Source organism: Streptomyces spiroverticillatus, from assembly GCA_014650415.1.
Lineage (GTDB): Bacteria > Actinomycetota > Actinomycetes > Streptomycetales > Streptomycetaceae > Streptomyces > Streptomyces spiroverticillatus.
Genome location: BMUX01000021.1, coordinates 20,941 through 35,991, shown reverse-complemented (window position 1 = coordinate 35,991; position 15,051 = coordinate 20,941). Strand labels below are relative to the sequence as shown.

General features: G+C 71.6%; 10 protein-coding genes. 8 read left to right on the top strand and 2 right to left on the bottom strand.

The genetic code is table 11. The annotated features are described in order from the left end of the window. The 3 genes from IE269_RS36615 to IE269_RS36605 all read left to right on the top strand — a co-directional run bounded on the left by IE269_RS36615 (nt 1) and on the right by IE269_RS36605 (nt 2,281). Nucleotides 1–1,281 carry a sensor histidine kinase gene (locus tag IE269_RS36615; RefSeq protein WP_189827616.1) on the top strand — a complete coding sequence of 427 codons (1,281 nt, stop codon included), beginning with the start codon at nt 1–3 and terminating at the stop codon, nt 1,279–1,281. Then, a complete protein-coding gene (locus tag IE269_RS36610; protein WP_189827693.1) occupies nt 1,278–1,916 on the top strand; it encodes a response regulator in 639 nt (212 codons plus the stop codon). Before IE269_RS36615 ends, IE269_RS36610 begins: the two co-directional genes overlap by 4 nt. 161 nt (nt 1,917–2,077) lie before the next feature. After that, complete coding sequence (locus tag IE269_RS36605) at nt 2,078–2,281, top strand: DUF6243 family protein (RefSeq protein ID WP_189827615.1); 204 nt, start codon at nt 2,078–2,080, stop codon at nt 2,279–2,281. A gap of 464 nt (nt 2,282–2,745) precedes the next feature. On the opposite strand, the gene IE269_RS36600 is transcribed toward IE269_RS36605, so the two are convergent. Next, nucleotides 2,746–4,194 carry an MFS transporter gene (locus tag IE269_RS36600; protein WP_229898510.1) on the bottom strand — a complete coding sequence of 483 codons (1,449 nt, stop codon included), beginning with the start codon at nt 4,192–4,194 and terminating at the stop codon, nt 2,746–2,748. 112 nt (nt 4,195–4,306) lie between these two features. On the opposite strand from IE269_RS36600, the gene IE269_RS36595 reads away from it, so the two are divergent. Then, entirely contained in the window at nt 4,307–5,227 is a 921-nt protein-coding gene (locus IE269_RS36595) for a helix-turn-helix transcriptional regulator (RefSeq protein WP_189827613.1), read from the top strand. Here the strand turns inward: IE269_RS36595 and IE269_RS36590 are convergent. Beyond that, entirely contained in the window at nt 5,200–6,666 is a 1,467-nt protein-coding gene (locus IE269_RS36590) for an MFS transporter (RefSeq protein ID WP_229898511.1), read from the bottom strand. The two genes, IE269_RS36595 and IE269_RS36590, sit on opposite strands and share 28 nt — an antisense overlap. A gap of 67 nt (nt 6,667–6,733) precedes the next feature. On the opposite strand from IE269_RS36590, the gene dusB reads away from it, so the two are divergent. The 4 genes from dusB to IE269_RS36570 all read left to right on the top strand — a co-directional run bounded on the left by dusB (nt 6,734) and on the right by IE269_RS36570 (nt 15,048). Next, the gene (gene dusB / locus IE269_RS36585) at nt 6,734–7,861 is read left to right on the top strand and encodes a tRNA dihydrouridine synthase DusB (RefSeq protein ID WP_189827612.1); all 1,128 of its coding nucleotides are present in this window, start codon (nt 6,734–6,736) and stop codon (nt 7,859–7,861) included. A gap of 376 nt (nt 7,862–8,237) precedes the next feature. Continuing rightward, the gene (ppdK, locus tag IE269_RS36580) at nt 8,238–10,976 is read left to right on the top strand and encodes a pyruvate, phosphate dikinase (protein ID WP_189827611.1); all 2,739 of its coding nucleotides are present in this window, start codon (nt 8,238–8,240) and stop codon (nt 10,974–10,976) included. Nucleotides 10,977–11,285: 309 nt separating this feature from the next. Beyond that, a complete protein-coding gene (locus IE269_RS36575; protein ID WP_189827610.1) occupies nt 11,286–13,685 on the top strand; it encodes a discoidin domain-containing protein in 2,400 nt (799 codons plus the stop codon). A gap of 433 nt (nt 13,686–14,118) precedes the next feature. Next, nucleotides 14,119–15,048: an ArsR/SmtB family transcription factor gene (locus IE269_RS36570; RefSeq protein WP_189827691.1), complete on the top strand. Its 930-nt coding sequence runs from the start codon at nt 14,119–14,121 to the stop codon at nt 15,046–15,048. The last annotated feature ends 3 nt before the right edge of the window (nt 15,049–15,051 follow it).

Genomic DNA, 15,051 nt, shown 5'->3' with positions numbered 1-15,051 from the left:
ATGAACCTCCTGACCCAGGGCGCCCCCGGGCCGCTCGCACAGCTGCTGTCCCGGGCGGGACCCGAGCGGCGGTCCCGCTGGGCCCGCTCCCGCACCCGGCTGCGGCGCGACCTCGCCTTCGTGGCCTCGGGGGTGCCGCTGCACCTGCTCACCGCGCCGCTGTTCCTGTGGGCGACGACGCAGCTGGTCGGGCTCCTGGACGGAAGCTCGGACGCGGCGCCGTACGTCCTGCCGGTGGCCCTCGCGCTGATCCTGGTCGCCGGGTTCGGGCTCACCGGGGCGCAGCGGTGGCGGTTCCGGGAGCTGTGCGGGAGGGAGATACCCCGGCTGCGGTTCGCGGTGGCGCGGCGGCAGTTCGCGTACCACTGGCTGGTGGGGCCGTGCCTGGCCGTGCTCGAACTCGCGGTGCTGGCACTGCTGTTGCTCGCCGTCGCCGGGACGACCGTGTACGCGTGGGAATGGCTGCTGCCGATGGGCTTCCGGCAGGCGCACCAGAACTACACCACCTGGTCGGCGTTCGTCATGGCGGCAGGGGTCGGAGCGCTCTTCGCCGTGCCCCCGGCGGCCGCGGCCCTCGTACGGCTGGAACAGCGCATCGCCCCGGCCCTGTTGCGCGACGACAAGGCCGAGGCCCTCAAGCAGCGGGTGTCCGACCTCACCGAGAGCCGGGCCGGAGCGGTGGACGCGGCGGACGCCGAACGGCGGCGCATCGAACGGGACCTGCACGACGGCGCCCAGCAGCACCTGGTCTCCATGGCCCTCAACCTGGGCATCGCGAAGGCGACGCTGAAGGACCTGCCGCCCGAGGCGCAGCAGGTCATCGACGAGGCCCACCGGGCGGCGAAGGAAGCCATCGAGGAGCTGAACAACCTGGTGCGCGGCCTGCACCCGTCCGTCCTGGACGAACTCGGCCTGGACGCCGCCCTGTCGGGCCTCGCCGCCCGTGCCCCCTTCCCCGTACGGCTGCGCGCGGACATCCCCGCCCGCCCCGAACCCGCCGTCGAGGCGGTCGCCTACTTCGTCGTCTCCGAAGCCCTCACCAACGTCGCCAAGCACGCCCGCGCGACCAGGGCGGAGGTGACCGTGACCCGGCTCGGGGAGATACTGCGGGTGATCGTCACCGACGACGGAACGGGCGGTGCCGACCTCGCGGGCGGCACCGGACTGCGCGGCCTCGCGCAGCGGGTGTCCTCCGTCGACGGCACGTTCCGCCTGAGCAGCCCCACCGGGGGACCGACCGTGATGACCGTGGAGTTGCCGTGCAGCGCCGCCGCGCAGTGATAGCCGAGGACTCCGTCCTCCTCCGCATGGGGGTCGTGAAGATCCTCGACATGGCGGGCTTCGACGTCGTCGCCGAGTGCGACGACGCGGACGGCTTGCTGGTGGCCGTCGAGGAACATCGCCCGGACCTGGCGGTCGTCGACGTCCGGATGCCCCCGTCCTTCACCGACGAGGGCATCCGCGCTGCCCTCACCCTGCGCGAGAGATGGCCCGAGACGGCCGTCCTCATGCTCTCCCAGTACGTCGAGGAGCGGTACGCGGCGGAACTGCTCGCCCGGCACACCTCCGGGATCGGCTACCTCCTCAAGCAACGGGTCGCGGACGTCGAGGAGTTCATCGAGGCCCTGCGCCGGGTCGCCGACGGGGGCACGGCCCTCGACCCCCAGGTCGTCGCCCAGCTCCTGGTCCGCCGGGGCAGCGACCCCCTGGACCGCCTCACCGAACGCGAACGCGAAGTCCTCGCCTCCATGGCCGAGGGCCGCTCCAACGCGGGCATCGCCGCCCAGCTCGTGCTCAGCGAGAGCGCGGTCGCCAAGCACATCAACTCCATCCTCGCCAAGCTGGACCTGCCCCGCGCGGACGCCGACCACCGCCGTGTCCTGGCCGTCCTGCGCTTCCTTAAGGGCAGCGGCTGACGGCGGCAAATTCTGGTGCACGGGCTCGCCGGGACCGGGTACCGTCATGGTCATGTTCTTCCAGACGCCGATTTACGAGTGAGAGCGCGACGGGCCCCGCTGCGCCCGTCCCCCCACCGACGCATCCGTAGATCACTTCAGACCACTTCGGGAGAACTCCCATGACCACCAGCAAGAACATCAACAACCCCGTGGGCCAGGGCGGCGGCCAGCGCAAGCGCCAGTCGCGCGCCGAGCGCGCCAACAACGGCCCGCACCGCAACGCGGACCGGGCGACGGCGGCGGAGAAGAAGGCCGAGCTGCTCGCCAAGATGCGCGAGAAGGCTGCTCCCGTGCAGCCGGCCGAGGACACCGACCAGAGCTGACCAGTGTCCGAGTGGGCCCGCACCGGGGTATCGGTGCGGGCCCACTCGCATGCGCGGACGCGCCCCTTCAGGGGCGCGGGGCTGTGCGACTACCGCCGCGCGGAACCGCCCATCCCTTGCGGGACGCCCCCTTTCCGCGCCCCTTCAGGGGCGCGGGGAACTGCGCGCCCAGCCCCCCACCCAGCCGCGCGGCCGAGCGCTTTAGGTGAAGGGGCGGGGCTGGGGCCTCCTTGGCCCAGCGGGCCGGAGCTTCACGCACCCGGCACCGGGAGGCGCCCCGAGGGCCCCGGGGCCGCGCGCACCCGGTATCGGGGGTGCGGGCAGGGGCCGGTACCGGGGCGGGCCGGGAGCGGGAGGGGCCGCCCCCTTGCCCGCCCGTCCCGCCCCCGGGGGGGCCCCGCCGCCCAAGGGGGCTACGGGGAAGGAGGAAGGGGGCGGCGGAAAGGGGCTCCGCCCAAGGAGGTTCAGCCCACCAGCCGTGGCAACCGCAGCCCAAGTGCCCCCGTCACCCCCGCCAGCCCCAAGTGCGCCACCGCCGTCCACACCAGCGCCTCCCGCATCCCCACCGCCGAAGCCAGCCCCATGAAGAGCGTCCCCAGCGTCGCCACCCCCAGCGCCAGCGACGCCTGCTGGGCGGTGATCATGACGCCGCTGCCCACGCCCGCCCGCTCCGCCGGCACGTCCGACAGGACGATCCGCATCAGCACCGGCAGCTGGAGCCCCTGCCCCAGCCCCGTCAGCACCATCGCCGGAAGCAGCGTGAAGAACCCCAGGTCCGGCCACCCCCGCCACACCGTCACCAGCAGCACCACGAAGCCGACCCCCTGGATGACCGACCCGGCCACCGCGACCCGCCCGCCCCACCGGCCGATCAGCCTCGGCCCGGCCAGCGACGCCCCGAAGTACGCCAGCGCCATCGGCACCAGCGTGGCCCCGGCCGCCACCGCCCCCTTGCCGAGCCCCTGCTGCAGGGCCACCGCGAGCACGAACATGTACCCGCCGAAGTTCACCGAGAACGGCACGATCGGCGGCAGCCCCCGCCGCATCGACGCCACCGCGAACAGGCTCGGCGGCACCAGCGGCACCCGCCCGGCCCGGTCCGCCCGCCGCTCCACCAGCAAGAAGGCCAGCGCCACGAAGGGGAAAGCCCCAAGCGACAGCCACGTCCACAGCGGCCACCCCGCCGCCCGGCCCTCGGTCAGCGGCACCAGCAGCGTGCACAGGGACAGGGCCAGGAGCAGCGTTCCGGGTACGTCGACGGGCGCGGGCCGCTCCGAGCGGCTCTCCGGCACCGCGCGCCCCGCGAGCAGCAGTCCGACGACCACCACGGGCACGTTCACCAGGAACACCGACCGCCAGCCCGTACCGGCCAGGTCGGCGGCGACGAGGAGGCCGCCCAGTATCTGCCCGGCGACCGCGGCGAGGCCCGCCGTCGCCCCGTACAGTCCCATCGCCTTCGCCCGGCGGGCCCCCGCCGTCGACGCCTGGATGGTGGCCAGCACCTGCGGCAGCATCAGGGCGGACGCCGCCCCCTGGGCGATCCGCGCCGCGACGAGCGTCCACGCGTCGGGGGCGAGCCCGCAGGCCAGGGAGGTGACGCCGAACGCGGCCATGCCCCACAGGAACAGCCTGCGGCGGCCGAACATGTCGCCGAGCCGCCCGCCGAGCACGAGCAGCACGGCGTATGCCACCCCGTACCCGGCGACGATCAGCTCCAGCACGGCCGGGCCCGCGGCGAGTTCGTGGTCGATGGTCGGCAGGGCGACGTTGACGATGAAGAAGTCGATCAGAGGGAGCGCCGCTCCGAGCAGCACCGTGAACAGCCCGAGAGGCCCGAGCACCGGCGGCACCGGCAGGGAGGCGGAAGCGGAAGGGGGAGCGGACGTCGGGGAGAGCGTGGTCGTTGTGGTCACGGAAGCCACTGTCCGCAGCCCCGGAGCCTGGTACCAGAGTCTCCTTATCCTGGTACTGGCACTACCCGGCACCGGGCTTCCGGGACCGCCGGCCGACCGCGATGCTGGGGGCATGACGACGATGGCACAGGCTCGCACGCGGCCGACGGTTCCTGCGCAGCCTGCGCAGCCGGTGGCGCACCCCGCCCCCGACGCCCGCCGCGCCGAACTCGCCGCCTTCCTGCGCAGCCGCCGCGAGCGCATCACCCCCGAGCAGGTCGGCCTGGTCCGGGGCGCCCGCCGCCGCACCCCCGGGCTGCGCCGCGAGGAGGTCGCGCAGCTCGCAGCGGTCGGGGTGACCTGGTACACGTGGCTGGAGCAGGCCCGCGACATCCAGGTCTCGCCGCAGGTCCTGGACGCCATCGCGCGCGCCCTGCGCATGGACCGGGTCGAGCGCTCGCACCTCTTCGCGCTCGCCGGTACCCCGGACCCCGCCCCCAACGGGCCCTGCCCGACGGTCACCCCGGCCTACCAGGCGCTGCTGCGGCAGCTGGACCCGATCCCGGCGTGCGTGCAGAACAGCCGGTACGACATCCTCGCGTACAACCGCTCGTACGCCCGGCTGCTCTGCGACCTCGACGCGCTGGCCCGCGAGGACCGCAACTCCATGCTGCTGGCCTTCACCAACGACCAGTGGCGCGCGTCCATGGACGACCTGCCCCGGGTCACCCGGGCGATGGCCGCCAAATTCCGTGCCTCGATGGCCGGCCATCTGGCCGAGCCCGCCTGGAAGGCGCTGCTGAACCGGCTGCGGACCGAGTCGGCGGAGTTCTGCGAGCTGTGGGACCGGCACGAGGTCGTCGAACACACCAGCCACACCAAGTTCCTGCGCAACAGCGAGGTCGGCCTGCTCCACGTCGAGCACGTCAACCTCTGGCTGAGCCCCGGCAACGGCCCCACCAGCGGCCCCCGCCTGGTGAGCTATCCGCCGGTCGACGCTCAGACCCGCGAGCGGCTGGAGCGCCTTCACGCCCTGGCGGGCGACGCCTCCTGAACCGCCGGCTCCGCCAGCCGCCCGGCCGTCCGCAGCGCCGTTCCCTTGGCCCACTTCCCGCTGGTCAGCGCCCCGACGAGGAGCACGGCAAGCCCGCACCCGGCGATCACCCACCACGCCGGGACGGCCGCTTCCACGAAGCCGTCGGCGGACGAGGTCCCGCTGACCCCCGCCGCGATCACCGCCCCGATCACGGCGACCCCGAGGGTGGAGCCCACCTGGCGGCTGGTGGAGGCGACGGCGGCCGCGACCCCGGCCTGGGCGCGCGGCATCCCGGAGACCGCCGTGTTGGTGATCGGCGCGTTGACCACGCCGAAGCCGATGCCGAAGAGCACGTACCCGGTGAACATCAGCGCCGTGTTCGTCTCCGCCTTGAAGCCCGCGAACAGCACCGCGCTCGCCGTCATCGCCGTCCCCGCGATGAGCAGGGAGAGCCGGGGCCCGCGCGTTCCGACCAGCCGCCCGGACAGCGGTGCGCAGACGAAGGTCATGGCGGCCATGGGCAGCATGTACAGCCCGGCGTGCAGGGCGGACAGCCCGCGTACGTTCTGGAGGTACAGGGTGTTGAGGAAGAGGAACCCGGCCAGCGAGGCGAACGCGCAGATCGCAATGACCGTGGCACCGCTGAACGGAGCGCTCCGGAAGAACCGCAGGTCGATCAGCGGCTCGGCCCGCCGGGGCTCGTACAGCACCAGGGCGACGAGCGCGAGCACCGCGACCCCGGCCAGCGACAGCGTGAGCGGCGAGCCCCAGCCCGCCTCCGGGGCCTCGATGATCGCGTACGTCAGCGAGGCGAGCAGCGCGATCACCAGGAGTTGGCCCACCGGGTCGGCCTTGCGGGCCTTGGGGGCGCGCGACTCGGGAACGTACCGGAGAGTCAGCAGCAGGGCCGCGAGGCCGACCGGGAGGTTGACCCAGAAGATCGACCGCCAGCCCACCGAGTCGACGAGCAGGCCGCCGATCAGGGGACCGGCGGCCATGGATATGCCGACCACGCCGCCCCAGACGCCGATGGCGCGGGCGCGTTCGCGCGGGTCGGTGAAGGTGTTGGTGATGATCGACATCGCGACCGGGTTGAGCATCGAGCCGCCGATCGCCTGGACGGCGCGGAAGGCGACGAGCGATGCGAGGTTGGGGGCCAGCGAGCACAGCAGCGAGCCCAGCGTGAACAGCACCAGGCCCGCCATGAACACCTTGCGCCGCCCGATCCGGTCGGCCGTCGACCCGGCGAGCATCAGCAGCGAGGCGAGGACGAGCGTGTACGCGTCGATGGTCCACTGCATCCCGGCCACGCTCGCGTCCAGCTCGCGCTGCATGGAGGGCAGGGCGACGTTGAGCGCCGTGTTGTCGAGGCTGACGATCAGCAGGCTCATGCAGCAGATGCCGAGGACCAGCATCCGGCGGCGGTGGGAGAGCTGCGGCGAAGTGGCGACGGACATCTTTCGATAGTACGGATAACTAAAGAAACCGCTCGATCGGGTGCGGGGCGTGGGCGACAATGAGGTAATGACCTCGCTCAACATCGGCCCCCATGTCGTGCAGCCGCCCGTGGTGCTCGCGCCCATGGCAGGCATCACGAACGCCCCCTTCCGGACCCTCTGCCGTGAGTTCTCCGGCGGAAAGGGGCTGTTCGTGAGCGAGATGATCACGACGCGGGCGCTGGTCGAGCGCAACGAGAAGACGATGCAGCTCATCCGCTTCGACGCGAGCGAGCAGCCGCGCTCCATCCAGCTGTACGGAGTCGACCCGGTCACCGTCGGCAAGGCGGTCCGCATGATCGTGGACGAGGACCTCGCCGACCACATCGACCTGAACTTCGGCTGCCCGGTGCCCAAGGTGACCCGCAAGGGCGGCGGCTCGGCGCTGCCGTACAAGCGGCCGCTGCTGCGCGCGATCCTGCACGAGGCCGTGAGCAACGCGGGCGACCTGCCCGTGACGATGAAGATGCGCAAGGGCATCGACGACGACCACATCACCTTCCTGGACGCCGGCCGCATCGCCGTCGAGGAGGGCGTCACCGCGATCGCCCTGCACGGCCGCACGGCCGCCCAGCACTACGGCGGCACCGCCGACTGGGACGCCATCGCACGCCTGAAGGAGCACGTGCCGGAGATCCCGGTGCTGGGCAACGGCGACATCTGGTCGGCGGACGACGCGCTGCGGATGGTCCGCGAGACCGGCTGTGACGGCGTGGTCGTGGGCCGTGGCTGCCTCGGGCGGCCGTGGCTGTTCGGCGACCTGGTGGCGGGCTTCGAGGGCCGCGAGGAGCGGGCGACGCCCACGCTGCGGGAGGTCGCGGTGGTGATGCGGCGGCACGCGGAGCTGCTCGGCGAGTGGATCGGGGACGAGGCACGGGGTGTCATCGACTTCCGGAAGCACGTGGCCTGGTACCTGAAGGGCTTCTCGACGGGCGGCGAGATGCGCAAAAAGCTCGCCGTGGCGTCTTCTCTCGCCGAAATGGACGCTCATCTGAGCGAGCTGGATCTGGACCAGCCGTGGCCCGAGGGTGCCGATGGGCCTCGGGGGCGTACGTCCGGAAATGGGCGGGTTGTGCTGCCTGATGGCTGGTTGAAGGACCCGTACGACTGCGCCGGGATCAGTGACGAGGCGGAGCTGGACACGTCCGGAGGGTGAGATTCGGGGTGCTCTGATGAGCGTACGGGTGAGTGATTCTCGCCACGCCTGATGGTGTAGTCGCTCAGATGAGCGTCGAGCGCCGTACTGCATTTTTCAAAGGGTGGCACCCAGTGCCACCCTTTCTTTTTTCAATATCCGAGATCATGTGTGACGCAGAGTCGAAGGTGAAGGATTCTCCGACTCCCCTCCGTGATCTTGTGTTCAAGACTCGAAGGCAGACCGTGTGGGCACTTGAAGCCCGGAGCACTTTCGATCTGCTGGCGGACGGGTGGTTAAAGCCGTATGACGGTTGAGTGGACGTACCCAGACACCTTCGATCTGGGTATGTTCCTCGCCGTCAGGGCAGCCAACGCGTCTTCGAGGAGCCGAGACCGTGTCGGAAAACAAAGAACCCCACGTAGTCGAGAACAACGGACAGCAGAAGTTCGTCTACGACTTCACCGAGGGCAACAAGGACCTCAAGGACCTTCTCGGTGGCAAGGGCGCCAACCTCGCCGAGATGACCAACCTGGGTCTGCCGGTGCCTCCGGGGTTCACGATCACGACCGAGGCCTGCAAGGTCTACCTCGACAGCGGTGACGCTCCCAAGGAGCTGCGCGACGAGGTCAGCGCCCACCTGGACGCCCTCGAGACGAAGATGGGCAAGAAGCTCGGCCAGGCCGACAACCCGCTCCTCGTCTCGGTCCGCTCCGGCGCGAAGTTCTCGATGCCCGGCATGATGGACACGGTCCTCAACATCGGCCTCTCCGACGACTCCGTCACCGGCCTCGCGGGGCAGGTCGGCGGCGACGAGCGCTTCGCGTGGGATTCCTACCGGCGCCTGATCCAGATGTTCGGCAAGACCGTCCTCGGCGTGGACGGCGAACTCTTCGAGGACGCCCTCGAAGAGGCCAAGACGGCCAAGAAGGTCAAGGTCGACACCGACCTGGAGGCCGCCGACCTCAAGAAGCTGGTCAAGAAGTTCAAGAAGATCGTCTCCGACGAGGCCGGCCGGGACTTCCCGCAGGACCCGCGCGAGCAGATGGACCTCGCGATCAACGCGGTCTTCGACTCGTGGAACACCGACCGCGCCAAGCTCTACCGCCGCCAGGAGCGCATCCCGGGCGACCTCGGCACGGCCGTCAACGTCTGCTCGATGGTCTTCGGCAACCTCGGCCCGGACTCCGGCACGGGCGTCGCCTTCACCCGCGACCCGGCCTCCGGCCACCAGGGCGTGTACGGCGACTACCTCCAGAACGCGCAGGGCGAGGACGTCGTCGCGGGCATCCGCAACACCGTCCCGCTCGCCGACCTGGAGTCGATCGACAAGGCGTCGTACGACCAGCTGATGCAGATCATGGAGACGCTGGAGACCCACTACAAGGACCTCTGCGACATCGAGTTCACGATCGAGCGCGGTCAGCTGTGGATGCTCCAGACCCGCGTCGGCAAGCGCACGGCGGGTGCGGCCTTCCGCATCGCCACCCAGCTCGTGGACCAGGGCCTGATCGACGAGGCCGAGGCGCTGCAGCGGGTCAACGGCGCGCAGCTCGCGCAGCTGATGTTCCCCCGCTTCGACGAGGACGCCAAGACGCAGCTCCTGGGGCGCGGCATCGCCGCCTCGCCGGGTGCGGCGGTCGGCAAGGCGGTCTTCGACTCGTACACGGCCGTCAAGTGGTCGCGCTCCGGCGAGAAGGTCATCCTGATCCGCCGCGAGACCAACCCCGACGACCTGGACGGCATGATCGCCGCCGAGGGCATCCTCACCAGCCGTGGCGGCAAGACCTCGCACGCGGCGGTCGTGGCGCGCGGCATGGGCAAGACCTGTGTCTGCGGCGCGGAGGAGATCGAGGTCGACACCAAGCGCCGCCGCCTCACGGTCGGCGACACGGTGGTCGAGGAGGGCGACGTCGTCTCCATCGACGGCTCCTCCGGCAAGGTCTACCTGGGCGAGGTCCCGGTCGTCCCGTCCCCGGTCGTCGAGTACTTCGAGGGCCGGATGCACGCGGGCGCCGACGACGCCGACGAGCTGGTCGAGGCCGTGCACCGGATCATGGCGTACGCGGACCGCCGCCGCCGGCTGCGGGTGCGCGCCAACGCGGACAACGCCGAGGACGCGCTGCGGGCGCGGCGCTTCGGGGCGCAGGGCATCGGCCTGTGCCGCACCGAGCACATGTTCCTCGGTGAGCGCCGCGAGATGGTCGAGAAGCTGATCCTCGCCGACACGGACGACGAGCGTGAAGAGGCCCTCAAGGACCTTCTCCCGCTCCAGAAGCAGGACTTCATAGAGCTTTTCGAGGCCATGGACGGCCTGCCGGTCACCGTCCGTCTCCTCGACCCGCCGTTGCACGAGTTCCTGCCCGACATCACCGAGCTGTCGGTCCGCGTCGCGCTCGCCGAGTCCCGCAAGGACGCCAACGAGAACGACCTGCGTCTCCTCCAGGCCGTCCACCGGCTGCACGAGCAGAACCCCATGCTGGGCCTGCGCGGCGTACGCCTCGGCCTGGTCATCCCGGGTCTGTTCACCATGCAGGTGCGGGCCATCGCCGAGGCCGCGGCCGAGCGCCGCAACGCCAAGGGCGACCCGCGCGCCGAGATCATGATTCCGCTCGTCGGCACCGTCCAGGAGCTGGAGATCGTCCGCGAGGAGGCCGAGGCGGTCATCGCCGAGGTCCAGGCGGCGACGGGGATAGACCTCAAGCTGGCGCTCGGCACGATGATCGAGCTGCCGCGTGCGGCCATCACGGCCGGTCAGATCGCGGAGGCGGCGGAGTTCTTCTCCTTCGGCACCAACGACCTGACCCAGACGGTCTGGGGCTTCTCCCGCGACGACGTGGAGGCCTCCTTCTTCACGGCGTACCTGGAGAAGGGCATCTTCGGGGTCTCCCCGTTCGAGACCATCGACAAGGACGGCGTCGGCTCCCTCGTACGACAGGCCGTCGAGGCCGGCCGCAAGACCCGCCCCGACCTGAAGCTGGGCGTGTGCGGCGAGCACGGCGGCGACCCGGAGTCCGTCCACTTCTTCCACGAGGTGGGTCTCGACTACGTGTCCTGCTCGCCCTTCCGCATCCCGGTCGCCCGCCTGGAAGCGGGCCGGGCGGCGGCCCAGTCGACGGGCAGCGACAGCCGCTGACGCGCGACCTTCCCGCAAGACCACCGATCCCGTCGCCGGGACTGCACCACCCCCACCCTCACCCCTGGCGACGGGCTCGGCCCGATACGGAGCGGCGGCACCCTGTGCGGGGGTGCCGCCGCTCCGGCGTGCACGGGCGGGGCCAGGCGTGCACGGGGTGCCAAGGGAGGGGCGGGGCGTGCACGGGGGTCCAAGGGCGGGGCGCGCAAAGTCCTTGTGGTAACGGTTCGGGTACCGGTATAGACCACTGTGGATCAGATCGCGTCACTCATCGCTCGTACGTCATGGACGTCCTCAGGAGGACCCCGCATGAGCAAAGAGCCCCAGACCCGCTTCTCGCGCCGCGCCCTCGTCGCCGCCGCCACCGTGGCCACCGCCGCCACCGTCTTCCCCTTCTCCGCCTCGGCCTACGCCGCCGAGCCCGCCCCGCCGCTCACCGAGCCCGTGCTGGCTGCGGACGGCACCAATGCCCGGCCCGTCGTGATTCCGGCCCTCCAGGAGTGGGCCGGCGGGGCCGGCACGTACCGGATCGACGACGACACCCGGGTGGTGGTGGAGGGGCGGGCCGACCACCAACTCCTCGCCCTGGCACGAACCTTGACCGAGGAGATCGCCGAGGTCACCGGCGTCCGCCTCGCCGTGCCCCGGCGCGGCAACGCCCGGCGCGGCGACATCGCCCTGCGGGTCGACCCCCGCGCCGTACACGCGAAGGGCGGGGAGCTGTACAGGGCGGAGGGCTACGAACTGGCGGCCACCGAGAGAGGGTTGAGCATCACCGGGCCCGGATACCGGGGCGTCTTCTACGGGACGCGGTCCCTCCTCCAGATCCTCCTCCAGGACGACCGCCGCACCCGCATCCCCGTCGGCACCGCCCACGACTGGCCCAACTACCGCCTCCGCGGCTTCATGCTCGACGTCGGCCGGCGCTTCTTCACGCCCGGGTTCATCCGCGACTACCTGCGCATCATGGGCTGGTTCAAGCTCAATGAGCTCCAACTCCACCTGAACGACAACGAGATCACCGCACCCGGCGGGGACTGGTCGAAGGCGTACGACGCCTTCCGGCTGCGGAGCGAGAAGAGCAAGTGGGACGGGCTCGCCGCGAAGGACGGGTCGTACGACCGCCGGGACTGGGACTCCTTCGAGGACGTCGCCGCCGCGCACGCGGTCCGGCTCACGCCTGAGATCGACGCGCCCGCGCACTCGCGCTCCTTCGTGCGCTTCCGGCCCGACATCGGTCTCGGCGGACCCAACAGCGACCATCTGGATCTGGGGAATCCGGCGACGCTCACCTTCATGAAGGAGGTCTTCGACGAGTTCACGCCATGGTTCCGCAGCCCGGAAGTGCATTACGGGGCGGACGAGTACACCGGCCCCGAGTCCCACTACCGGGCGTACTTCAACGGGATGGCCGCCCACCTCCGCGACACGTGGAAGAAGCGGCCGCGCGCCTGGGGCAGCCTGACCCGGCTCACCAAGGAGCCCGCCGCCTACGACAAGCAGGTCACGATCCACAGCTGGAACAACGGCTGGTACGGCCCGCAGGCCGCCAAGAAGGACGGCTACACCGACATCGTCAACACCAATGACGGGCTGTTGTACGTGGTGCCGTTCGCGACGTACTACCACCCGCTCGGCCTCGACGGGCGGTACCTGTACGACAGTTGGGAGCCGCACGTCTTCCCCGGCAAGGAGAGCCTCGCGCCCTTCGACCCCGTCCTGCGCGGCGCCATGTCCGCCGTCTGGAACGACCTCGTGCACGCCACGTACACCGAGAAGGACGTCCACGGGCTGATCGAGAAGACCTTCGGCATCCTCGCCCAGAAGATGTGGAGCGGGGCCGCCGCCGGAGTCCCGTACGGCACCTTCACCACCTCCATGCGGCGCGGCGCGCTCGGCCCCGGCCTCACGGTCGTCGGCCCCACGCTCGCCGAACCCGACCAACTCTCCCTCGGGGCAACGGCGTTCGCGTCGTCGAGTGCGTACGGTACGAAGCCGGGCGCAGCCTGTGACGGCAGCCCGGTGACCCGCTGGAGCAGCCGCCACGAGCGCGAACCGTGGCTGGCCCTGGACCTGGGCAAGGTGCGCGGGGTCGGGCGGGTACGGCTCGACTGGGGCCAGGAGTACGGGCGTTCGTACGACATCGAGGTCTCGGCGGACGCGAAGAAGTGGGCGAAGGTCGCCGAACGGCGGGACCGGCGGGCCCCCGGCCGCGACGAGCTGAGCTTCGACGCCGCCGACGCGCGGTACGTACGGGTGCGCGGGCGGGACGGGCGGCCGGTGCGGTTCACCCTGTGGTCCGTGCAGGTCTTCGACGTACCCGATCTGGCACGTGGGAGGGCGACCACCGCGTCCTCGGCGGAGGTCGACTACTTGGGTGCCGAGCTGGCCACCGACGGGGACCCCGGGACCCGGTGGGCGTCCAAGTACACCGACGGGGAGTGGATTTCGGTGGACCTGGGGTCCGTGCAGGCCTTCCGGCGGGTGCTGCTGGACTGGGAGGCCGCCGCAGGGAAGGACTACGACGTTCAGGTGTCCGACGACGGGAACGCCTGGCGGACCGTCGTCGAGCGGCGCGGGCGGACCACCGCAGGGGAGGACACCGTGGAACTGCAAGAGGCGGTGCGGGCCCGGCATGTGCGCATGCAGGGGCGCAAGCGGCAGTCAACGTACGGGTACTCGCTGTGGCGGTTCGAGATCAGAGCGTGAGGTCCGGTGCGGCGCGACCCAGCGGAGCGTGAAGGTCAACCCAACTGCGCGAAGTGGCAGTTGAAAAGTTGACCTTCGCAGTACGGGGTTCGCCGGGAATTCTCCCGGCGTTCTCCGGGCGGCGACGCCGGGCCCGGTCGGCAGATCCCCACCTGCCGACCGCGCCCCGGCGCCTCGGGCGGACACCGCATCCGCCGGCCCCGCCCGCCGCCGTCAAGTGCGGCGAAGCCCCCCACGGCCTTCGCCGAACCCCTCGGCGTGCGGGGCGGCCGGTGTCCGACACGGCCCAGCTTCGCCCCTGCCGCACCCCGCGGGCGAGGCGTTTCAACTGTGGCCGAAAGGCCGTGGTGACGGGGTGTGAGGGCGTGCATACTCGAACTCTGGGACGGTTGCGTGTGCAACCGGCGGGCGAGGGTGGGGAGTTGGGCCGGTGGTGCTGCGCATCCACTTCACGGGGGACGACCTTGCGCGGGTGCGGCTCGCCGCGCGGCCTGACGCCCTCTGGGAGACGGTCCTCAGCCTGCATCGGCTGCGGGACCGCAGGGGCGGGCGGGCCTACGGCGACTGGCGGGAGCAGGCGCGGGCCCGCTGGTCGGGCGGCGGCCGCGGGCTGCTGCGGACGGTGGTGCCGCCGCGCGGGTACTTCCCCGACTTCCTCACCCCGGAGGAGGGCGCGGCCGGGTGGGAGGAGGGCCTGGCGGCGGTGCGCGGGACTCCCGAGGGGCGGGTGGGGGCCGAAATGGCGGTCCTGGGCGGGCAGTTGGACGTACCGCTCGCGGGGCTGGTGGACGCGCTCGCCGACTACCACCGGGCGGCGGTCGCCCCCGTGTGGCCGTACGTCCAGGCCCGGGTCGAGGCGGACCGGGCGGCCCGCGGCCGGGCCCTGCTGGACGGCGGCGCCGACGCACTGCTGGCCTCGCTGCCGCCGGGGCTGCGCTGGCACGCACCCGTACTGGAGGCGGACTATCCGGTGGAGCGGGAGGTGTGGCTCCAGGGGCGCGGGCTGCGCCTCCAGCCGTCCTTCTTCTGCCAGGGGGCTCCGGTGATGCTGTACGACCCGGGGCTGCCGCCCGTCCTCGTCTACCCGGTGGCGCACCCGCCGGGACCGCCCGGCGAGCGGGCCGGGGGATCGCTGGGGAAGCTGGTGGGGCACACCCGGGCGGCGGTGCTGCGGGCCATCGACCACGGGTGCACGACCAGCGAGCTGGCGCGCAGGGCCGGGGTGTCGCTGGCGTCCGCGAGCCAGCACGCGGGGGTGCTGAGGGAGGCGGGGCTGGTGGTTACCCTGCGGCACGGCAGCGCGGTCCTGCACTCGCTCACCCCGCTGGGGGTGGCCCTGGTGCGGGGCGCGGCTTTTCCGTAGCCG

Excerpts from the sequence above, each read along its gene's own strand:
- IE269_RS36615 (WP_189827616.1), top strand. The coding sequence starts at position 1 with ATGAACCTCCTGACCCAGGGCGCCCCCGGGCCGCTCGCACAGCTGCTG.
- IE269_RS36605 (WP_189827615.1), top strand. The coding sequence starts at position 2,078 with ATGACCACCAGCAAGAACATCAACAACCCCGTGGGCCAGGGCGGCGGC.
- IE269_RS36595 (WP_189827613.1), top strand. The coding sequence starts at position 4,307 with ATGACGACGATGGCACAGGCTCGCACGCGGCCGACGGTTCCTGCGCAG.
- IE269_RS36590 (WP_229898511.1), bottom strand. The coding sequence starts at position 6,666 with ATGTCCGTCGCCACTTCGCCGCAGCTCTCCCACCGCCGCCGGATGCTG.
- dusB (WP_189827612.1), top strand. The coding sequence starts at position 6,734 with ATGACCTCGCTCAACATCGGCCCCCATGTCGTGCAGCCGCCCGTGGTG.
- IE269_RS36575 (WP_189827610.1), top strand. The coding sequence starts at position 11,286 with ATGAGCAAAGAGCCCCAGACCCGCTTCTCGCGCCGCGCCCTCGTCGCC.